17 protein-coding genes and 3 pseudogenes are annotated in these 21,248 nt (G+C 69.5%); 7 read left to right on the top strand and 13 right to left on the bottom strand.

All coding sequences use genetic code 11. The features are described from left to right. Positions 1–46 precede the first annotated feature (46 nt). A complete protein-coding gene (locus IH54_RS0130500) occupies positions 47–484 on the top strand; it encodes an SRPBCC family protein (RefSeq protein ID WP_031523047.1) in 438 nt (145 codons plus the stop codon). Between the two features lie 116 nt (positions 485–600). On the opposite strand, the gene IH54_RS42580 is transcribed toward IH54_RS0130500, so the two are convergent. Next, a complete protein-coding gene (locus IH54_RS42580; protein ID WP_063762408.1) occupies positions 601–3,645 on the bottom strand; it encodes an AMP-binding protein in 3,045 nt (1,014 codons plus the stop codon). A 290-nt stretch (positions 3,646–3,935) separates the two neighbouring features. After that, positions 3,936–5,468, bottom strand: coding sequence for an esterase/lipase family protein (locus tag IH54_RS0130490; protein ID WP_031523042.1), 1,533 nt, complete (start codon positions 5,466–5,468; stop codon positions 3,936–3,938). A gap of 1,200 nt (positions 5,469–6,668) precedes the next feature. Here IH54_RS0130490 and IH54_RS0130480 point away from each other — a divergent pair. Then, on the top strand, positions 6,669–7,238 hold the full coding sequence (locus tag IH54_RS0130480) for a cysteine hydrolase family protein (RefSeq protein ID WP_031523037.1): 570 nt from the start codon (positions 6,669–6,671) through the stop codon (positions 7,236–7,238). A gap of 216 nt (positions 7,239–7,454) precedes the next feature. On the opposite strand, the pseudogene IH54_RS0130475 reads toward IH54_RS0130480, so the two are convergent. After that, positions 7,455–7,990: pseudogene (locus IH54_RS0130475) on the bottom strand (MMPL family transporter); the annotation flags it as partial. Between the two features lie 484 nt (positions 7,991–8,474). Between IH54_RS0130475 and IH54_RS40455 the strand changes: the two are divergent. Continuing rightward, positions 8,475–9,031 (top strand): annotated as a pseudogene (locus tag IH54_RS40455) (GNAT family N-acetyltransferase). A 463-nt stretch (positions 9,032–9,494) separates the two neighbouring features. Here the strand turns inward: IH54_RS40455 and IH54_RS0130465 are convergent. The 5 genes from IH54_RS0130465 to IH54_RS46330 form a co-directional block, all read right to left on the bottom strand. Beyond that, the gene (locus IH54_RS0130465) at positions 9,495–10,046 is read right to left on the bottom strand and encodes a TetR/AcrR family transcriptional regulator (RefSeq protein ID WP_031523033.1); all 552 of its coding nucleotides are present in this window, start codon (positions 10,044–10,046) and stop codon (positions 9,495–9,497) included. Positions 10,047–10,122: 76 nt separating this feature from the next. Continuing rightward, positions 10,123–10,380 (bottom strand): SDR family oxidoreductase, encoded by a 258-nt coding sequence (locus IH54_RS47225; protein ID WP_052398049.1) that lies wholly within the window; start codon positions 10,378–10,380, stop codon positions 10,123–10,125. A 248-nt stretch (positions 10,381–10,628) separates the two neighbouring features. Then, positions 10,629–10,994: a DUF1330 domain-containing protein gene (locus tag IH54_RS0130455; RefSeq protein ID WP_031523029.1), complete on the bottom strand. Its 366-nt coding sequence runs from the start codon at positions 10,992–10,994 to the stop codon at positions 10,629–10,631. Positions 10,995–11,085: 91 nt separating this feature from the next. After that, positions 11,086–11,769 carry a LacI family DNA-binding transcriptional regulator gene (locus tag IH54_RS0130450; protein WP_267965243.1) on the bottom strand — a complete coding sequence of 228 codons (684 nt, stop codon included), beginning with the start codon at positions 11,767–11,769 and terminating at the stop codon, positions 11,086–11,088. Positions 11,770–12,041: 272 nt separating this feature from the next. Further along, positions 12,042–12,185, bottom strand: a complete 144-nt coding sequence (locus IH54_RS46330; protein WP_199923491.1) for a hypothetical protein — start codon at positions 12,183–12,185, stop codon at positions 12,042–12,044. Between the two features lie 300 nt (positions 12,186–12,485). On the opposite strand from IH54_RS46330, the gene IH54_RS0130440 reads away from it, so the two are divergent. Further along, on the top strand, positions 12,486–14,681 hold the full coding sequence (locus IH54_RS0130440) for an ATP-binding protein (RefSeq protein ID WP_159012173.1): 2,196 nt from the start codon (positions 12,486–12,488) through the stop codon (positions 14,679–14,681). Positions 14,682–14,862: 181 nt separating this feature from the next. On the opposite strand, the gene IH54_RS0130435 is transcribed toward IH54_RS0130440, so the two are convergent. Further along, a complete protein-coding gene (locus tag IH54_RS0130435; RefSeq protein WP_031523021.1) occupies positions 14,863–15,387 on the bottom strand; it encodes an AAA family ATPase in 525 nt (174 codons plus the stop codon). Positions 15,388–15,417: 30 nt separating this feature from the next. Next, positions 15,418–16,298, bottom strand: a protein-coding gene (locus tag IH54_RS43770; protein WP_107060303.1) for an IS5 family transposase whose coding sequence is annotated in 2 segments (ribosomal slippage) — positions 15,418–15,938 and positions 15,938–16,298 — 882 coding nt in all. Because the reading frame shifts where the segments join, the coding sequence is not laid out codon by codon here. Between the two features lie 55 nt (positions 16,299–16,353). Here IH54_RS43770 and IH54_RS40445 point away from each other — a divergent pair. Together IH54_RS40445 and IH54_RS0130415 are read left to right on the top strand one after the other, a co-directional pair. Further along, positions 16,354–16,935, top strand: a pseudogene (locus IH54_RS40445) (transposase); the annotation flags it as partial. After that, entirely contained in the window at positions 16,932–17,330 is a 399-nt protein-coding gene (locus IH54_RS0130415; RefSeq protein WP_031523013.1) for a hypothetical protein, read from the top strand. The pseudogene IH54_RS40445 and the gene IH54_RS0130415, both read left to right, overlap by 4 nt. 61 nt (positions 17,331–17,391) lie before the next feature. On the opposite strand, the gene IH54_RS0130410 is transcribed toward IH54_RS0130415, so the two are convergent. From IH54_RS0130410 to IH54_RS45820, 3 genes are all read right to left on the bottom strand, one after another. After that, on the bottom strand, positions 17,392–18,045 hold the full coding sequence (locus IH54_RS0130410; RefSeq protein WP_031523010.1) for a hypothetical protein: 654 nt from the start codon (positions 18,043–18,045) through the stop codon (positions 17,392–17,394). Between the two features lie 510 nt (positions 18,046–18,555). After that, positions 18,556–19,416, bottom strand: coding sequence for a hypothetical protein (locus IH54_RS45825; RefSeq protein ID WP_159012171.1), 861 nt, complete (start codon positions 19,414–19,416; stop codon positions 18,556–18,558). Between the two features lie 14 nt (positions 19,417–19,430). Continuing rightward, entirely contained in the window at positions 19,431–20,342 is a 912-nt protein-coding gene (locus tag IH54_RS45820) for a DUF6895 family protein (RefSeq protein ID WP_159012169.1), read from the bottom strand. Between the two features lie 244 nt (positions 20,343–20,586). Between IH54_RS45820 and IH54_RS45815 the strand changes: the two genes are divergently transcribed. Next, positions 20,587–20,829: a hypothetical protein gene (locus tag IH54_RS45815; protein WP_159012167.1), complete on the top strand. Its 243-nt coding sequence runs from the start codon at positions 20,587–20,589 to the stop codon at positions 20,827–20,829. The last annotated feature ends 419 nt before the right edge of the window (positions 20,830–21,248 follow it).

Genomic DNA, 21,248 nt, shown 5'->3' with positions numbered 1-21,248 from the left:
ACGCCTCCGGCCCGCCGCCCGGTGAACGGACCGGTACGCTCGACGAATGTCCGCCTTTGTCGTCGAATGCCGTACCGAGCTGCCGCCCGGCGAGGTGTGGCGCCGACTGACCGCGTGGGAACGGCACTCCGGAAGCGTGCCGCTGACCCGGGTCACCGTCCGCACCTCGCTGCCGACCTGCGTCGGCACCGTGGTGGTCGCCCGGACGGGCGTCGGCCCGGCGGGATTCACCGACCCGATGCGGGTCACCGTCTGGGAGCCGCCCGACGAGGGCGGCGAAGGCCGGTGCCGACTGGAGAAGACGGGCCGGGTCGTACTCGGCTGGGCCGAGATCGAGGTGCGCCCCGACGGCGCCGGCACGTATGTGCGCTGGCACGAGGACCTGCGGGTACGCGGCCTGCCGCGGGCGTTCGACGGCCTGACCCGCGCCGCCTCCCGTACCCTCTTCCGCCGAGCCCTCACCACCCTGCTCGCAGAGGATTGACGGCGCAGGCGCCGCTGCGGTCAGGACACCGAGGCTGACGCCGGGCACCATGCCGTCGAGACCGCCTCCGGCGCAGCCGCGCTCGTCCCCGCCGGGAACACGGGCGGCCGGCACGGTCAACGGCCCGCTCCCTGCGACGGCGCCCCGACGCCGGACGGCGTTCCGGCCCCGGCGTCGAGCGCCGCCTCGACCGCCGCCGCCTCCATGCAGCGGGCGAACGCCTCGGCCTGGGCGGGCGAGACGTAGTGCGTGTCGATGCGGATGTCCAGCGCCAGCCCGCCGTCCGGCGTGTCGTCGACGTAGACGAAGAACCGCTCCGACGACGTGTCCTGGCGCCCGGTCCAGGCGAACACGCTGTCCTCGCACGCTGCCCGGAGTTCCGCCGCCAGTTCACCGGGGGCCGGCTGCCGGGCGGCGTCCGGCCTCGGGGCGTGCGAGGTGCGGTCGTTGAAGTAGGTCCCGATGACGATGTCCTCGCCGCGCTCGCGGGAGAGCCGGGCGATCAGCGCGTCCAGGTCCTCCGGCTGGTAATAGGCGTGCTTCCAGGCGGAGATGTTGGCCCGCTCGGCCCGCTCGACGACCTCGGCGACGGTGGCTCCCTCGACGTCGAGGGAGCACATGCCCGACTGCGAGACGGGGCACACCACATCCGACAGTGCCGGCCGGAAGCGGTTGCTGACCACCGGACGGACCACCACGGGGCTGATGCCGGTGGCCCGGTGCAGGCCGAGCGCGAACAGCGCCATCAGAACGGCCGGTGTCCCGGCGCCTGTTCGCGCGGCGATCCTCGGAAGGGCCGCCGCGAGCGCCGTGGAGCGGAACTCGGCCAGCCAGTGCCGCGGCGTGCGCGGGTCCGTGGGCCCGGGCAACTGCCGTGCGGGCACCGTCCGCAGTATGTTCTCGAAGAACCGCAGCGTCCGCAGGCTCTGCCGCTGCCCGGCGGGGGACCGCTGCCAGCGGGCCTGTTCGAGCTGCTGCATACCGTTGACGGGCGCGGTCTCGCGCGCCCCGACGTCGCGGAGCATGATCGCGCCGCCGCGCCCGTCCGTCACCAGGTGGTGCAGGATGGTCACCAGCCACACGGGCCGGCCGTGCTGCCGTACCACCGCCATACGGATCGGCCAGTCGTTCGCGTAGTCGAAAGGGGTGCGCCGGTAATGCGCCTCGACCGCCGTGGCGGCGTCCTCCGCGTCGGCGTCCGGCGCGGCGTCGTACACCTCGAGGGCAACCTCGCCGGCCGCGAAGAGCCGCTGCCGGGGGCGGCCCGTGGCGTCGAAGCCCAGCCGGGTACGCATGGCGGGGAAGCGGACCATCAGATAGCGCAGCTCGTCCGCCACGTCGGCGAGCGTCCGGCCGTCCTCCAGCGGAGCCCGTCCGCCGATCGGCAGCGCGGACTCCTGCCGGCACATGGCGCCCCAGATCTCCCACATGCCCCAGGTCATCTCGCCCTCGCCCTCGCCGTCCCCGGCGAAGCCGACGGACAGCCGCTCGGTGAGGGGCGGCACCGGCGGTTCCTCGGCGGCGCCCGTGTCGGGCCCTGCCGTGCGGGCGCGGTGCCGCTCCCGCACCAGCGACTTGCGCGCCTCGCCGGCAGGGCCCGGGACCGGGTCCGCCTCGTCGACCACCACGACCCCGCGCAGCGTCGCCGCGGCGGCGGGCTCCAGCGCGGCGCGCACCGCGCCCGTACGGTCGGCCCGCCGGTCGGCGCCCGCGCGCAGCGTGAGCAGGACGTCCGTGACGACCTCGCCGCCGACCCGGTCGGCGACGACCACGCAGTCGTGCACCTCCGGGCACGCGGCAAGGACGCGCTCCTCCGCCATGGCCGTGTACAGCCACTTCCCCCCGCCCAGCGGCACCGCGTCCGCCGCCCGGCCGACGTGGTGGTAGTAGCCCGCCCCGTCCCGGTACATCAGGTCACCGGAGATGTGGTAGCCGCCCCGCCGGCTGCGGTAGGTCGCCCCCGAGTCGTTCCAGTGGCCCGGCGCCAGCGTCGGGGACCGCAGGCCCAGATGGCCGACCTCCCCGGCCGGGACGTCCCGGCCCGTCGCCAGGTCGAGCAGCGCCACCTCGGCGAAGCCGTGCGGGACGCCGACGCAGCGCCCGTACCGCCCGGTTGCGGCGGTGTGGGAGATGTGGAAGACGGAATGGCCCATCTCCGTGGAGCCCAGGCCGTCCTCGAAGCCGGAGCCGGGGACCCGGCCGACGCCGTCGCGGGCGGGGGTCTCCCGCGAGCCGACGGCGACGAGCTTGCGGATGTGCGGCTCGGGCGCGGGGCCTCCGCTGCTGGACCACAGCGCCACCGAGCCGAGGTCGTGCGCCGCCAGGTCCACCCCGGCCAGCTGCGCCCAGGTGGCCGCGGTGCCGAGGACCTCGCCGGGCTTCCAGCGCTCGATCGCGGCCACGACCGCGGGGCCGTCGTGCGGGGTCGACAGGAACAGCGCTTCGCTGCGCAGGCACAGCGCCGTGTTCAGGGCCTGGACGCCGCTGGCGTGGGCGGCGGGCAGTGCGCTGAGCGTCCGCTCGACGCCCGGGACGGGCGGAGCCGTCAGCCGCAGCAGCCGCGTGGCCGCGAAGAGGCTGGCGTGGGTGTGCACCACGGCCGCGGGCATCCGGGCATCGCCGGAGGAGTGGGTGACGGCCACCGGGTCCTCGGCGTGGTGGCGGTAGTACGCCGGCGCGTCCGCCGGGTCCGCGGTGCCGGTGTCCGCCGCCTCCACGTGCCGGGCCATGCCCCCCAGGTCGAGGTCGGCCAGCAGGGCGCGGTGCTCGGGGTCGGTCATCAGCGCCACCGGGCGCAGCCGCCGTACGAGTCCGGCGGCGATGTCGCCGGCCAAGGACCGGTCCATCAGGGCGGGGACGGCCCCGAGCCAGGTCAGGGCCAGGAACGTCAGCAGGCAGTCCGCTGACCCCGACACGTACACCGCCACCGGATCGCGCCGGCCGATGCCGTGCGCGTGCCACCACGCCGCCCGGGCGGCCACCAGCTCCCGCAGCTCGCCGAGCGTCAGCAGGTGGCCGGCGGGGCGGCCGTCGACGGGCGTGTCGAAGGCCGCGCCCGGGCCCGCCGGGTCCGCTCCGAGCGCTGACAGCGTGGGCAGCACGTTGCCCGCTCCCAGCTCCGGGTCGGCGACGAGCAGGGCCCGGATGTCCTTGCTGATCACGGCGTTCTCCTTCAAGTCGGCCTGGCGCAACGTCGTCTGCCTCAACCGCCGCGCGCCGCTTCGGGAGCACCCCGGCAGCGGCGTGACGGGACAGGACTACACCGCCGGATTTGGCCGCACAAGGCATCGCGCGCGGCTTCCGAGGACGGCCCGGCTCCTGAGCGTCCGTGGGTCCGGCCAAGGGAGGGCGTCGGCACGGTGACGACGCAGTTGCTGCGGGCCGAGGACGCCACGGTCCCCGCGCCCCGCCGCCCTCGGGCACCCTGCCCGGGAGCGGCGGCCGGGATTCATCAGCCCCAGGGGGTGACCGTCAGCCGAACGGCCGCCTCGCCGCCGAGCAGCGAGGCCGCGTCCGGGTCCGCGGAGGCCACGGGGGGCAGCGGGACGTGAGCGGTCCAGACGCCCGTGGCGGGGTCCTCGTCCAGCAGGGACTCCCCGGCCGGCTCGTAGCCGCCGACGGCACCGGGAATTCTGGAGTTCCAGGCGGCCCGGGCCGACGGAGGCCCGCCGGGGAGCCCGATGTCGACGACGAGTGTGTCGTCGAAGTCGCGGACCTGCTCCAGGTGGTCGCGGAAGGCGAAGACCCGGTGCCGCTCCTCGCGTACGGAGAACACCCGCACCTGCAGCGAGAAGCGCACCGTGTCCGTGCCGGGCGGAGGCAGCCTGCTGGACAGGAACGTGGTCGCCAGCCGCACCGCCCCGTCGGAGCAGCCGTCCTCTCCCGGAGCCGACAGCTGGATCGGGCACCAGTGGGCCGCGAGGCGCTCGTGCAGGACGACCGGCAGTCCCCTGACCGACAGCCGGACCTCGGCCTGCCACGTGACGTCCGGGTCGGCGTCCTCGAGCCGGTGCCCGACCAGGTCGGCGTCCACCCGCAGGTCGCCGAACAGGAACCGCCGCAGACTCTGGTACCCCTCTTCGGAGTTGACCAGGCCGTAGCGCCCGCTGTGGCTGCGGTGCACGTAGGCGCGGTGGGCGCCCGGCACGTACGCGTTCTCGATCTGGACCAGGCCGTCGCTCCTGACCCCGACGGCCTCCGCGGACAGCCCGCGCGCCACGTCGTAGTCCGACGGGTCGGTCCCGACCACGCACATGACCTTCTCCCGCGGGAACGTCCGCTGCCCGTCCGGCATCTCCCGGGCCGGCCAGCCGTCCGGCGGACCGTCGGGCTCCAGGAGCGCCGCCGGTGTCAGGTACTCGTACATGCGCCGCGGCCCGAAGATGTCGGCGCCCTCGATCCCGAGTGCGTCGCGCAGCCGCTCCAGCGTGCCGAATCCCACGTCGAAGGCGATGCCGCCGTGCGGGGTGCCGTAGGTGAAGAGCTTCTCGACGTAGTCGCACGGATCGCCGCCCTCGTCCGGGACGATCTTCTGGAGCAGGCAGCGGCAGATGAGCCCGCCCATGGAGTGCGCCACGAGATGGACCCGCGGCGCCCCCGTCTTGCGCTGGAGCGTCCGGATCAGGGCCAGCAGGTCGCGTGCGGCGTTCTCCACGCTGAAGTCCTGCGGCCTGGCACCCCACGTGTCGGCGGACACGTCGTAGAAGCGGTGCACCCAGATGCTCTCGGGCGGAATGTCCTCGTGCCGGTCCAGGTACGCCATCTGCCCGCCCTCGACGAGGATGTGGTAGCCCTCGTCGATGTGCAGCCTCAGCAGCGGCCCCTCGAACTGGTAGAACAGCGGGTCGTCCCCGCTCCCCACCCGCACGTGCGTCGAGCCCTCGTTGAACCCGTAGAACGGGTCGGTCACCGCCTTGTCGATGCCGGACGTGCCGCCCGCGAACCCCCTGACGTACACGATCGGAAGGCCGGACCCGGCGGACATGGGACCTCCAGGTGTCCTGTCGTGCGAGTGATCCACACCTCCGATGGTGACCCGATCAGGACCGTGGTGCCACGGGAGGACCATCCGGTCGGCCGACCGGCCCCGCGCCTGCGGCCCCGGCTCCACCCGGTTGGTGCGGGCGGGGTTGGTGCGGGCGGGCTGCGCCGCGCGGGTGAATGTCGCCGGCCGGCGCCGGCAAGCCCCGCCGTTGCGGAAACAGTGACGCGCGAGGACTCCCGCTTCTGGTCGCCCATGACCTGGATCGACGCGCAGTGCAGCGAGAGCAGCTTCTCCTGCGGGGTCCTGCAGAACGTCGTCGTGCCCTTCCTCACGCTCGCCCTGGTCACCGTCGCTCCTCCGGCTCCCGGCGCGAGGACCGGCAGCGGCCGGACTGGATCGTGGAGAAGGCCGCCGTCGCCGAGGCGCCCACCTACCTTCAGATCGCCCGGGAACTTGCCAGGAGGGTCGAGGACGGCCGCCTCGGCATCCGCCTCGCCGCGCGCTGGGGGCGCGGAGGGGCCTGGCGGAGCTCGCAAGGGCTCGTGCGTACACGGGAGCCGAACGCCGGTGAGGGGCCCTGGTGCCCGGCGTCGCCCGCGCGCGACCTGCTCGTCGACGCCGCCTGCCGGGCGCAGGCGACCGCGGGCCGCCCGCCGCGGCCCCACGGCGACGGGCAGCCCCCGGCTACGGAGACGGCTCCGCTCGCGTCCGCGTGGTCTTCGGACGCACACCCTCCCCGGCTGCGCGGACCGCAGGTCGTCCGGGGCCGGCGAGCGGAGCGAAGCAGCGAGAGCGATGTGGCGCTGGATCTCTTACGGGGGCGGGCAACGGGAAGCCGTCGAGGAACGGGAGGCCAGGACGCACCGGCCGGCCGAGGGCGGCGTCGACCGGATCACGCGGGAGCTGAGGGAGCGGGCGGGGCAGCGGCACGACGAGCGCCGCCGGGAGTCGCGGTCCCGCCCCGGACTCCGTCCGGAGGCACGCCGGCAGCCAGGCACGAGGACCGGCGAACTCCGAAGCTTCTGGGACGAGAGGGGACAGCGGGCACAGGACAACTCCCGCTCACGCTGACGTCACGGCCCGAGGACGTCCAGGCGCGTACGGAGGTGGCTCGCGTGGCGACCCGCGGCGAGAAGTGCCGGGCGAGCCGGACGAGTCGCCGCCGGTCGCCCCGAACAACGCCTCCCGTAGGGTCGCGGTATGACCAAGAGCGCATTGCTGGTGATGGACATCCAGCGGGACGTCGTGGCCATCGCGGACGACGGCTCGGGATACCTCCGGCGTCTGCGGCGTGCCATCGACGGCGCCCGCGCGGCGGGAATCCCCGTGATCTACGTGGTCATGCAGCTGAGGGCGGGTGACCCGCAGGTCAGTGCCCGCAACAAGGTCGTCACCAACGTGGTGCGGGCCGGCCTGTTCACCGAGGGTGCCCCCGGCACGGAGATCCACCCCGACGTCGCGCCGGAACCGGGCGATCTCGTGGTGGTCAAGCGGCGAGCGAGCGCGTTCTCCGGCAGCGACCTGGACCTGGTCCTCAGGGCCGGCGACATCGACAGCCTGGTACTCGCCGGCATCGCGACCAGCGCCGTGGTGCTGTCCACCGCCTGCCGCGCCGTCGACCTCGACCTCGGCCTGACCGTCCTGTCGGACGCCTGCCTCGACACCGACCCGGCACTCCACCGCGTCCTGACCGAGAACCTCCTGCCCCTGTGGGGAGACGTCCTCGCCGTCGACGAATGGCTCACCGCCATCGGGCCGGTGCCGTCCTAGATCATGCGGCCCGTCAGAAGGCCTTGATCTGGTTCCTGTTCCTCTCCGTCCGCCTCCGACGGCTGAAGGGCCCTCCGGCGGCGGCAGGTCGGCCTGACACCGGCCCCGGGTGCAGCCCTTCCCAGGCACTTCGAGCGGAGCGCGGCGAGGTGCGGAGCCAGGCGGGCGTCCGGTGAGTCACCGGACGCCCGCTGTGACTGAACTGCAACACGCCGGTCAGGCCGGGGCGTTGACCAGGTGGTCCGCGCTGTCGTCGCCCTCGTTCGCGGTGAGCCGGCGGCGCAGGTTCTCGCCCTCGATGTCGACGTTCGGCAGCAGCGAGTCCAGCCAGGACGGCAGCCACCAGGCGGACCGGCCGAGCAGCGCCAGAACCGCTGGCACGATCGTCATCCGGACGGTGAACGCGTCGAAGAGGACGGCGATGCCGAGGCCGAAGCCGAGCATCTTGATCTCCGTGCCGGTGGACCCCACGAACCCGAGGAAGACGCTGATCATGATGATCGCGCCGGCCGTGACTACCCGTGCGCCGTGGGTGAAGCCCGCCACGACCGCTTCCCGGGCCTCGGCGCCGCGTGCGTATGCCTCGCGCATCCGGCTGACCAGGAAGACCTCATAGTCCATCGCGAGGCCGGACACGACGCCGATCAGGAAGATCGGCATGGTGCTCACTACCGGGCCGTCTGCTTCACCCCGGCGATGTCCGACAGCCAGCCCCACCGGAAGACCGCGACCATCGAGCCGAGCGAGGCCAGGGGGCGGGGGTGCGATCGGCCGTGCGGGCGGCCCGGCCGGGGCCAGGCGGCGCCGGGGCGCGGAGGATCGGTGAGCCGATGGCCTACGCATCTCACCGACGCGACAGCGGCCCGGGCCGGATGTGCCACCGCGGTGACTGTGCCGGGTCTCGCCGGGAGTTCGCTGCAGCCTCGCGTTCGCTCGGGGGAGAGCCGGGGGGTGTCGCCGGGCTGTCAACGCGCGTCCAGGCCTGCGTGTGCGGTACGGCTCGGCTTAGGTGACCTCTGACAGAGGACCTTGACCGGTGGGTCTCGCCTGGGACGCCCGGGAGCTCCGCGTCACCTCCGGCAGTCAGGGGCTGCCCCGACGGCCGACTGCCGGAGCCCGAGGGCTATCGACCGCCGTACGGTGCCGCCTGCGTCGTGACCGGCCTCGTGCCGAAGGCGTGGCCGATCGCCGACCCCCGCCGTCCAGGGTGTTCGGGTGGTTTCCTACGATGGTGCAATGATCGATATGCCATCTTCTGTCATCGATGATGTCGTTATGCGTCCCCTTGGGGAAGGGGATTCGCGCGCCCTGTGCCATGCCTACCTGCGCAATCGCGATCACCTGCGTCCGTGGGAGCCTCTCGGAGCGATGCCTTCTTCACCGAGCAAGGACAGGCGGAACGCGTAAGCGGCCAGTTGGAGGAGCGGGAGGCGGGGCGCTTGGCCGCGTGGGTATTGGCGGTCGGGGACGAGGTGGTCGGGTGGGTGGCGTTGTCCAACGTGTCGCTCGGGCCGTTCCGCAGTGCGAATCTCGGCTACTGGGTGGATGCCCGACACGTGGGGCGTGGACTGGCGACCGCAGCTGTGCGCGAGGCGTGCCGCGCAGCCGACGAGCTACTGGGTTTGCACCGGGTCGAGGCGGGCACGCTGCTCGTCAATCTCGCCTCGCAGCGGGTGCTGGCCAAGTGCGACTTCGCCCCGATCGGTACCGCGCCGGAGTATCTGCATATCGATGGCCAGTGGCGGGATCACGTCATCTTCCAAAGGATCCTCAACGACCGTGCCCCGCTGTAGGGTCCCCGAGGTGCCGCGTCGTCGGAAAGAGTGCCGCGGGATGCGGGATGCGGGATGCGGGATGCGGTGTGTGCGCATGTCCGGAATCACGTTCGAAGCCAATGAATTCGTGCGCGGTCGACGGTGACGCGTCGAGTTTCTGATCGTCGATCACGGTCGTGTGGGGGCGAACGCGTCTCGTGCAGCGATCACCAGTGACCGGAGTATCACGGGCATCGGCCCACGTGATCGCTGATCCTCGCAACGCTGGGCCCGTTGTGGCGCGACCGGTACCAGGCCAAGCTTGCGTCCCGGTTCGCAGTCGACCGCTCCACCATTGCTCGGGCCGTCGCAGAGGTGTGCCCTTGCCTGCCGAGCGGGGGCGCACCGTCAGCCCGGATGTACGGCTGCGGAGCCTCCCCGAAGTTGTCGAGGGGTGGCCGCGACGCGGCCAGCGCCACCCGGCGGCGGCCGGGGACGCTGGTTACCCGGTCACCTGCGTGACAGCCTTCCTCCCGGCTCGCAGGATCTCCTCGGACAGGGGGAGGCCGGCCGTCGCCCGGGCCAGCAGGAGGGCGCCCACCAGGGTGGAGATGGCCGCCAGACCGCTGTCACCGGGCGCGATCCATCCGGCCATGTCGCGCACCCCGGCGGCGTAGGTGTCACGGCACTCGGCCGTCCTGGCGAAGTCGCCGGCGAAACCGGCCGCCGGGCATCCGTCGCCGGGTTCGTCGCGCGCCTTGGGCGACAGGTACGTTCCGATCAGTGACAGCCAGGCGGCCTCGTGGTCGCCGTGGTCGTCGTCCAAGCCCGCCAGACTACTCAGCATGTCGGCGAACGCCATGGCCGCCGCCTCGTCGACGAGTGCGGTCTTGGAGGCGAACTGCTTGTAGAACCCGCCCTGCGTCAGACCCACCGACTGCATGACGTCCACGATGCTCACGTTCGGCACGCCCTTTTCGCGGAAGAGCCGCGAAGCGGCCGCCACCACGCGTCTGCGGTTGGCCTGTGCCTCGGCCTGCGACACCCGGCTCATCTTCCCCTCCCTCGCTCCTCCTCGCCGGTTGGGAGGGCCGGCGAAGATCGCACCCAGTATTGATTATAATCCTAATCTATACGCGGTCGCCATGCGGCAGGAGGCCCTGGCCGTGCACGGGGCTGGGAGCGGCGCCGCGCGACTTGCGCCGCAGTTCAGGCCCTAAACCGCGGTCCGCGGCCGGCGCGGTGCCCGTGACGTACGACGCGGCGGGGTTCGCCAAAAAGCAGATCGTCGCGACGACCTCCTCTGTCCGCCCCACGCGCTGCAACGGCAGCGAGCCGGCCAGGGCCTTGAGGGTCGCGGGGCCCGTGGGCTCCATGCCGGTGTCCATCGGTCCGGCTTCGGCGACGTTGGCCGTGGTGCCTCGGAACCGAGGTCACGGGCGACGTCCATGGCGTACTTCGCGACCCCGGCCTTCCTGGCCCGTAGTCCGCGAGACCGGGAAAGTCGATCCGCGAACCCACACCGGAACTCATCGTCACGATACGCCCGTTCGGGCGGACCACCCCGTACGCCGCCCGGATGACGCCGATCACGCCGGAGTGGTCAGTGGTACGTCCGGCCGGCGCGTCGTGTGCCTCAGTTCGCGGAGTCGCCGGCGGCTGCGACGGCCGCTCGCACCTGCTGCGCGAAGCCCTTGACCGTGTAGTCGGCCGGCAGGCTGTCGATGAGCACGAGGTCCGAGATGGCGTTGTTGACGCGCAGCGGCAGGATCCTGCGGTAGTCCGGCGAGTTGTACCACTGCTCCGCTGCCTCGCGGGTGGGAAACTCCATCAGGACGACCAGCCCGGGCCACGCACCCTCCACGACGCTGGCCTCGCCGTTGGCCAGCCACTTCCCCCCGTACGGCTGGACGGTTGCCTCGACCTGCTCCAGGTAGGACAGCGCTTCGCTGTTCGGGACATCGCCGGGGATGCGCAGGTGGTTGATGAGATAGGTGCTCATGAGAGGTCTCCTGAGGTGTGCGAAACATTTGGATGATGTACATAATCTAACTGCCTCAGGTGCGGGGCGCAAGTTAGATGATGGCGATGTTCTAAATTGGGACGCCCGAAGCACCGGCGTGAGTAGGCATGCCGGCGGCATGGGGTGGGTGTCGGCTGGGTTGGGACAGTACGTGCCTGGTCACGAGGACGACCGCGAGCTCGCGGTCGTGCACGAAGTGCGCGGGGCCGGCCACCCGGGCGATCTTGTGGTGCTCCATCGCGGCGAGGTGCTCCAGGGTCCCGCGGACCGCGCCGCCGTCGTCCGGCCACATTGACGGCACTGCGGGCGTGCCCGTCGCGTGGCCGACGACCGCCGCGGGCAGGCCCAGTTCGCCGAGCAGGCCGAGCCGCGGGTCGTCCTCGCGCAGGTCCACCAGGAGCACGCCGTCCACCCGCCGCTCCGCCCGCCAGCGCCGGTACGCGACCTCCTCGGCCTCGACGTCCTCGGTCGCCCGGAGGAGCAGGCCGGTGCCGGTGGCGGCGAGCCCGGCCTCCGCACCGGAGATCAGCTGCTTGAAGAACGGTTCGATGCCGAGCACCCGGGCCGGCCGGTCCACGACCAGTCCGATCACGCCGGCCCGCCCGCCGGACAGCGGGCGGGCGGCGCTGCTGGGGTGCCGGCCCATCTGGGCGGCGATTTCCAGAATCCGTTCCCGGGTCCGCTCCGACACCCCGGCCTTGCCGTTGAGTGCATAGGAAACCGCACCCTTCGAGACCCCCGCGACCTTGGCGATGTCGGCGATCGTGGGGCGCTTGACGGGGCTCGTGGGCGCCTCGGGAGGAGCGGGACCCGGCCGGCGGCCCGTGCCTCTCGGATGGTCGGCCGGCTCAGCTGAACAGTGTTCACACGTTGGCGGTAAGGCAATCTGAAAAGCCTGTGACCAACAGACTCAACCGGTTCACGGAAAGTGTCCAGGCCAGGACCTCGATGCGCCGTCCGTACGTCGGCGCCTTCGAAGTTCGCTTTTCGTCCGGACCGGCGTCCAGGGGTTGCTCGGGGTTCGGATCATGTGATCGCGAGGCTCTCCAGGAAGCCCGAGAGCACGGTGTGCAGGATCTCGGCCTGTTCCACGGGCTTTCCCAGGAGGTCGACCAGGGTTTGTCGGATGCCGGGGTTCTTCACTCCGGCGGAGGTGAGGAGCAGTTTCATGGTGTCTCCGGCGCAGGGGGGCAACGGTCTGGGCGGTCAGGGAGCCTGGCCTGCCGCGGCGGGCGGGGCCGGTGGGGGCGTGCCGTTTGCGGTCAGGTGGGTCGGAGCCGTGTCCCGGGGCCGGCTGGGAGCTGATCGCTCCGGCGAGGTTCGGGCCTGGGCGTTGTGCACGCCGTGGCGCAGCTTGCCGACAGCATCGCGCAGATCAATATCTGAGCGGGCAGCCCCGGGTTGTCGGGAACTGCGCGTGACGCGATGTGCCGGTGCGTTTACGGATGCGGGTTCGTTATCATGCGCGACGTGAACTCTCGTGTGGTGCGCAGGCTTTGGGGGTTGGCAGGCGCCGCGGGGGCGTTCGCTGCGGTCGCCGCCGGATGGCAGGTGTTCGGCGATGTGGGCGCGGCGCAGTACGCGTTTGCCGGAGTGACCGCGCTGTGCGGCGGAGTGTTCGCCTGGTACCAGGCCGACACCACCGCGGTGCCCACCGCACCACGGGGTGTGGTGCCGCGCGAACTGCCGCGGGACATCGCCGATTTCACCGGCCGCGCCGGTGAACTCGCCGAGCTGGGTCGACTGCTGCGGCGACCGGGTCAGTCGCCCGGACCGCTCGTCGCCGTCGCGGGCAAGGGGGGCCTGGGCAAGACGACACTCGCGGTGCGGGCCGCGCAACGCCTCGCCGCCGACTACCCCGACGGGCAGCTGTTCGCGAATTTACGCGGCTACGACCCGCTGCCCGCCGAACCCGCCGAGATACTCGGCACCTTCCTGCGGTCGCTGGGCACAGAGCCGCGTGCGATCCCGGACGCGCTGCACGACCGCGAGCAACTGTTTCGCACCCTGACGGCCGGACGCCGGCTGCTCATCGTCCTCGACAACGCCAACGGGCCCCGGCAGGTGCGCCCGCTGCTGCCCGGCGGACCGGCAGCCGGGGTGATCGTCACCAGCCGCGTCGAGCTGCGCAGCATCGAAGGGGCTCACACCGTCGTGCTCGATCTGCTGGAGCCCGACGAGGCGGTCGAGTTGCTGGGCCGGGTCGCGGGCAGGGACCGGGTGGCGGACGATCCGCCGGCCGCACGGCAGCTGGCGGCGCTGTGCGGGTACCTGCCGCTGGCCGTACGCATCGCCGGTGCCCGCCTGGCCGAGCGGCCCGACCTGCGCCTGAGCGAGCTCGCAAGCCGCCTCGCCGATGAGCGCGACCGGCTGGACCATCTCGAAATCGGAGATCTCGATGTCCGCTCCTCTTTCATGATCAGCTACCGGGGCCTGCCGGAAGAGCAGCAGCGGGCGTTCCGGCTGCTCGGCCTCTTCCCCGGGAGCGACTTCGCGGCCTGGCCTCTCGGTGCGCTCATGGGCGTTCCGCTGCGCGAGGCCGAGCGTCACCTCGACGCGCTGGTGGCCGCGCAGCTGCTCGACGCGATCGGCCCCGACGAGACGGGCTCTGCCCGCTACCGCCTCCACGATCTGCTGCGTGCACTGGCCCGTGAGCAGCCCGAACCCGACGCCGCGGCGGCGGTCGGCCGGCTCCTGGGCGCGTACGTCTGTCTCGCGGCCGTCGCGGAGGACCGGTTCCAGCCCGGCGAGCTGCGCAAGACCAGTGCCCACCCGCGCCACGAAGTCGAGGCCGAGCACCGCGACGAGTTGCTGCGCGACCCGATCGCCTGGTTCATCGCCGAGCAGCACAATGTCGTGGCGTGCGTACGGATCGGGCACGAGCGGGAATTGTGGGACGCGACATGGGAACTGACCCACATCGCTGCGCCCTTCTTCGAGATGCTGGCCTTCTGGGACGGCTGGGGGGCGGCTGTGGAACTGGCCCTGGACGCGGCCCGGCGCTCGCACAACCGCTGGGCCGAATCGATCACGCTGTTCGACACCGGGGCGCTGTACCGCGATCTGGGCCGGGCCGACGAGGCGCTGGCCGCGTACGAACGGGCGCTGGCCGGGTACGAGGCGTCCGGCGACGAGCACGGCGTGGGCGCCGTCATGCTCGTACAGGGCATCATCCACCGGAACCGGGGAGCGTGGGAGGTGGCCGCACAGCGTCTGAGCGACGCGGCCCAGCGGCTGCGGACCGCCGGGGACGGCCGACTCGCCGCCCAGGCCGTGCGCAGCCTTGCGGTCGTCCGCTGCGGCCAGGGGCGCGTCGACGAGGCGGTGCCCTTGTTCGAAGAGGCGCTGGAGGAGTTCCGACGGCTCGGGGATCGGCGGGCCGAGGCCTACGCCTGGCGCGGTCTCGCGCAGGCCCAGCTCGACGGCCGCGAACTGGGCGCGGCAGCACGGTCGTTCGACAAAAGCCTTGGACTGACCCGGCAGCTGCGCGACAGGCGGGGTGAGGCCAGGGCACTGCAAGGACTCGGCCGGGTCGGCGCCGCCGAGGGCGCCACCGCTGCGGCACTGCGGCGGTTCGCGCAGGCCCGGCAGATCGCCGACGAGGCTCACGACCAGGTACTGGCCGGGGAACTCGACGCCGACATCTCGGCCGTGAGCCGGCCGTAGCATCTCTGTGGACCTCTGCGTCCGCATGGTCCGCCTATTGACGGACGGTCAAAGTTGGGGGTCTCACTCACGCGATCTATTCCCTCAAACCAGCCCCCTTAGGGCCTGTCCGGCGGATCTTTCCGGGCTCGGCTTCCTGACACGGCTGCGTTACTGGGCGGCACCATGGCTGACCGCACTGTTACGCAAGCGTTGGCCACCGTTCGGCGGCCCACTCCAGCCATCCTGACCACCCAGGAGGCGGACCTTCTACCTCGTGCCCGTCGAGCTCTGTGGCGTCGGGCTCCTCGAACAGCGTCCTCCAGTGCAAGAGGTCCGTCTCGCTCATCACGAAGGTCTGGTCAGGGGTGGTTGACTGACGATGGGCGATCCGAGCGCGTTGGGTCTCATGGTCCACTGGCACGTAGACGAGCTGGCAGGACGCGCCCGCAGACTCCACCAACCAGCGGATCGCGGACCTCTCGTCACGAGACCAGCATCCGAAATCCAGGACCACGTTCGTTCCCAGCTTCAGCGCCTCCAGGCCCAGCCAGAGCAGTCGTCCTTCCAGCACCTCGCGCTTTCCTGCCGGCTGCGGGTCGCCGAACAGCGGGCGCATCCACTCATCCGGTGTCAGCCGCAGCGCGTTGTACTCGGTGGCCAGCTGTCGAGCTCTCGTGGTCTTTCCGGCCCCGGGCAGGCCAACGGTCAGGAACAACGTCGTCACGCCCAGATCTTGCCACGAAGGGCCAAGGGATCAGGGCTTGAGCCAAAGGCGGATCGAAGCCACGGTGACGGTGCCATGGAAGACATAGGCGCGCTTGTTGTAGCGGGTGGCCACGGCTCTGGAGTGCTTGAGCTGGTTGATCGTGCGCTCGACCTCGTTGCGGCGCCGGTACATCTCCTTGTCGAAGCCCGTGGGCCTGCCGCCTCGGCTGCCTCGGCGCCGACGGATGGCCCGCTGGTCCTTCGGCTCGGGGATGGTGTGCTTGATCTGGCGTCTGCGCAGGTAGCGCCGGTTGCGGCGTGAGCTGTAGGCCTTGTCGCCGCCAAGGTGGTCGGGGCGGGTACGCGGGTGCCCGCCGCCAGGCCGCTTGACCCGGATCCGTTCGAGCACGGGGATCAACTGCGGGCTGTCGCCCCACTGTCCGGGTGTGATCAGCAGGGCCAGCGGTCGACGTCCGCCTTCGCCGGCGAGGTGGATTTTGCTGGTCAGGCCGCCCCGGGAGCGTCCGAGTCCTTCGTCGGGGCGGTGCCGCCGAGGCGTTGACCTTTTTTCGAGACTCGCGGCGTTCTGCGCGGGGCACCGGCGGCGTGCTGGTGGGCCCGGCACGAGGTCGGATCCACGCTGACCATGCTCCAGTCCACCCGACCGCGGGCATCGGCGTCGGTGAGGACCATCTGGAAGACCATGTCCCAGGTGCCGTTTGCTGACCAGCGCCGATGCCGCTCGTAGACGGTCTTCCAACTGCCGAACCGCTCGGGCAGGTCACGCCAGGGGACTCCGGTCCGGATCCGGAACACGATCCCGTTGATCACCCGACGGTGGTCGCACCACTGACCGTCCCGACCACCGGACTTCGGCAGATGCGGCTCAAGCCGCATCCACTCGTCGTTCGTCGGATCTCCCCGCCCCACGACCAGAGCAACGATCCCATCGTCGGACGGTCATAAGATCCGCCGGACAGGCCCTGAACTCCTGCGCTGCCAGGTCCGCGAACGCTCCCGGCGATGAGAGGACCCGACCCTGGTGGTGCTGGACACCCAGAGCCTCCATGTGGCCGCCGGGGTCCCCGCCTCCACGACCGGTCACGATCCGGCGAAACGAGTCTCGGGCCGCAAACGTGGCCTGGCCGTGGACGTACTCGGCCTGGTCATCGCGGTCGTCGTCCTCGCCGCGAACACGCACGACAACGCCACGGGCACGGCCTTGCTGGACCGGGCCGTCGAGTAGACCGGCGGTACCGTCCGCAAAGCCCTGGTCGACCGGGGCTTCAGGAACAAGGTCGTCGAGCACGGCGCCGGACTGGGAATCGACGTTGAGATCGTCGCACGCAACCCGCAGGCAAAGGGGTTCGTGCCACAGCCGAAGCGGTGGAGGGTCGAGCAGACCTGCGGGGTTTTGATACTGCACCGGCGCCTGGTCCGTGACTACGAGCACCGCCCCTCCACTTCCGCCTCCCGCGTCTACTGGGCGATGACCCACGTCGTGGTCCGACGCCTCGTCGGCGCGAACACCCCCACTTGGCGTACGGTGCCGGCGATGCCGGCATGAACATTCGGCCCCTGCGCGAAGCCCTGGACCTCCAGCATGACGCCGCCCGGGCCCTGACCGACGACCTCCGCGCACAGATCGACGACCTTCAGACCCGGCTGCGGGAGGCCGAGACGCACCTGGAGCACCTCACGATCACCCGCAAGACCGTCACGGGCGTCGCTGACCGGCTCCTGGCCGTCGGACCGGACTTGCCCGAGCACCCGGACTACCCCCGCATCCTCGCCGCCTTCAACCACACGACCGGGTCACTACAGGCCAAGGAGGTCTGCGAAGCCCGCGGCCACGGACTCCTGCCGAAGAACGTCGAAGGCGCCCGCGTCAAGCTGAAACGCCTGGTCAAACTGGGGATCCTTACCGAGGCCGACAGCGGCAGCTTCACCAGGAAGCAGTGAGCGGCCAGCAGCCTGCAGACTCACCTCGATGTGACCATCCGCTCCAGTTGGAGTTCGTCGACTACGCGGTTTCCAGGACCACAGCGGGGAGTTTCGCCTCCAGGACCTGCCCCCGCGGCAGGGTGAGGCCGAAGCATCGTTCGATGATCTCCAATGTAGTGCGGTGCACCTCACGGCGAGGCACGGTGGCGTCTGGCAGGCCAGCATCAGCCAGCATCCCCTCAACGCGTTCCGCCACCTCGCGATCACCGTTCACGCCGTTGTATCCCCATGAACGGTCCAGGTGGAGATTGAAGGAACACATAAGACGATCGTCATGAAAGTAGGAGAACTGAGGCGGTACAGGCTTACCGTTCTCCTCTTCGAACTCCAGCTGGAAGACGTGTGCGCCACCCCGCGAAACGGGTGGCTGCCGTCCGAACTCCGCCTGCCAGCCACCGTACTTGATCACAAAGACAAGCTCGCCGAACTCTCCATAACGCAGACCTATTGCAGGGTAGGGGGCCCAGGGCCCCTCCTCCACGACATCGATCAGATCCTTGCCGGTGAGGCGGCCCAGAACACGCGCCGTACGCGTCGGCCCGAACACCGACGCGGTCAGCCGAGTCACCAGCTCTTCGGTGCCCAGCCCCCGAGCGAGCACCACGCTGTAGCCACCGAAGGCGATCGACCGAGGAGCAGCAAGCCATGTAAGTCCGTCGGTCATGGTGATCATCGTGACGCATCTTTGCCGGCCATGTCATCGGGCCCCTCGGCCATCCTCCAGCCAAGTTATTGACCCGCCGCGCCCACGCGCCACTGAAGGGCTTCGCCATATCCGAAATGGACATGCACTCGCGAACCGCCCTCTGGGACAGACGCTGTCTTGGTCGTGTGCCGTCCAATCGAGTGCTCTTTTCCTGACTCCTTGGCAGTCCTCTCCTACACAACCGGCACGCTGACATAGCGTCGAGATGATCTACCTCTACGAAGGAGCAAGCATGACGGAAGAAATCCCCCTGTGCCCTCCCTGGTGGCCCAGGCTCGTTTGGGACTTGCACCAATGGCCCCACCCGCCCGGTGGAGGACCCGGGCCGATCAACTTCCCCCCCGCCATCCATGACATGATGGCAGCCGTCAGCATCCACAGCCTTTCCTATTGGATGCTCGACCAAGAGGAAGCGGCACGCATTCGACACGTTGCAGAGGGATGCCTCTCAACAACGGCCAGCCAGCTCAGCGAACTTCACGAGCGAGGAGCTACGACCTGAAGGTCCGGCACGGTCATCTCTGCCAGTGCCCACGTCACGGAAACCGCCACGGGAAGGAAGATATCCAGATCCGCATCTGGCAGATCCGGCCCCTCCGTCAACTCGCGTGCATAGTAGCCGAACCTGCCGTCGTCCTTCTGCTGGGACTCCAGATATGTCGCCGCGTAATCGAAAGTCTCGGAGTCGCCAGACTTGAGGTATGCGAGGGTCCGCAGTAGGGCGGATCCAAGAATGAAATCATACTCTCGGAGTTTTTGCAGGGCGAGCACGGACAGTGAATCCATAAGATCGTCAGTGGCACCCGAAGCCTCTCGTGAACCGAAAAGCGTCACCCCTGCTACCGCATTGCACAGCTGTTGTATCTTGGCGGAGTCGGCCAACAACAGTGATTGACCAAGGGGCGGCAGATCACTGTCGCTCTGGTGACCTATCAGAGACGGTCCTCCGTTCACAGCATCCAGGAGGTACGCCAGGCCTTTCAGCTGTGTCGGAATAGTGTCCAAGTTGCGCAGTGCGCGTGTTGTGTCCTGGGTGAATGAAACCAATACTGAGGACTCGACACCTCGCCTTCGCATGATGTCACAACCCAGCACCAGCAATTTCGCGTCCTGAGCAAATGGGTCGAATGTCCCATCGGCTATTTCACGCGCAAGCGTCTGGTTGACCTGCGTAGCCATCACATCAGCGAATGAGGCAGCGTCAGGCACCTTGGCCTTCTCTGCGATTGACAAGCCCAACAGCGACTGCAGTTGGTGCTTCGCTGAGGCGGCTGGAAGGTGCGCGGTCTCGAAGATGAACTTGGTTGCCCGGTCCACACTGCAGTGACGTTTTGGCATCTGCTCCGTCTCCTTCAGCGACCGCTCAGCACTGCAAGGCCAGCCAACGCTGATACGAGAGTCGTGTGGTAGCAGGATTCGGCCTCCGACTCGGCCCCCATGCCGCTGCCCGTCACCTGGTCCTCCCTCAGGCGGGCCCGCAGGCCGGGAACCGCGCCGTCCGGGCGTTGTGCCGAGGCCAGAGCTTCCCACCCGAGGTCATCAAAACGAGTCGGTTGCCGTAGACATTGGGCCGAAAGAAGCAGTTCAGCTGTCAGGTCCCAGTCGCAAGCGATGATATACATGCCTAGAAGCGAGCGAACGAGTTTTGCGAGTCTTTTTATTTCATCCTCGCTTATCCCTTCGGCTGGGCGATGTCCTAGGTCAGCTGCATAGAAGATGACGTGGGTGAGGACATAGGATTCTGCTCGAGACACATAGATGGGATTCACCGGCTGTGCCGCCATCGTTCGCCGATACAGCATTTGATAAGAAGGCAGACGGTGGTTTACCCCGCTTAGGTCGAGTGCATGGTGAAGCTCCATCATCCGGTGAGGAGGGAGCGCAGGAGCTGTCACCGAGCTCACCTCCACCAGCCTTTCGAACGATGTCCGGAACTCACGCCCGTCGAGTCTCCCACCCCGTTCGAGAGCCGCCGCGACCACAAGGTGGGGCACCATGGTTTCCGGCTCTCGGAACGGGCGTTCACGGTAGGTTGGGGAGTGGTTGGCGGCCTCCAGGGAGTCCAAGAACCGCGCGACTACGGACGGGTCCACGGTCCCCAGGCAGTGCTGGGCAGACAGAGTGAGGATCGCCAGCTCCGACAGCGGGATTTCACACAATCCGCTCAGCTCGCCGTTTTTGAAAGGGTCGAATTGGGACAGGTTCTTTCCTATCCAACTCATCGACCCTTCTACAACCTGCTCCACCGTGGCGCGATCGGTCACAGGTCACACTCACATACGGCATGGGGGTCGTCGCCCGAAGCACATACCCACCACGCGCGTTCTCCTTGACGGTAGCGCGCCATGTTGCGTGCAAGCTCGGGGACAACATCCCTCAACGGGGCGTCGAGGTCTATCATTCCCGCGTCCTGCAAGCGCCCTATCTGCTGTTCCATTTCTTCACGACTAGGGCGTGAGGCAGGGTGCTTGTTTTCCATGGGAAGTCACCTTTCTCTCTCTACTGCAGGTGGTCGCACCAACCCTGGTCGCCGGCGAGCCAATAGCCGCCAGCCTGGGCCTTGATGTCACTCGCCCGCCGCGGATACCGCTGGTCGAGTACGTCAATGACGTCCCGCGCAGGGGCATCCAAATCGATTACACCCTCGTCGTGAAGGTGCTGGACGTGCTCATAGATCTCGGACTCTGCTTCGGCTATCGCACGTCGCATGCTTTCGGATTCGTGTTCGCTGCCGGGCCCGGTACCGGGTGACGTCACGGTGCCTCCCTCTGGAGAATTGGTTCGTCTCAACCAGGTTGCAACATTCTGGCGCCAGCAGCAACTGGACGCCCGCTCCTGGAAGTCACTGCACAGGTCGGGCTACTGTCGCTGGCTTGCAGGAGCGCAAGAAGGAGAGGAGCCTGGCAAAGTTAAGGACACTCTTTCGGACGTGTGACTACCATCGAAGATGTATAAGCAAGTATGGCTCGTGTACAGTTCCACCAACAGAAAGACCGTCTGCGATCAGCACTGGAGAAGACCCGAGATCCTCCCGCGACGGTACGTAACTCGCTGGATACAACTGAATCCAAGGGAGTGTCTAATAAACGGCGGATCTGTTGATCATGGAGACGCCAAGTGAGTGAGATGACGATCGAGCACGAGTCCGTGCCTGAGTTGGCCGGTGCGGC

The organism is Streptomyces sp. NRRL F-5123, from assembly GCF_000721495.1.
Taxonomy (GTDB): Bacteria; Actinomycetota; Actinomycetes; order Streptomycetales; family Streptomycetaceae; genus Actinacidiphila.
This window is presented reverse-complemented; position numbering and strand designations above follow the sequence as displayed.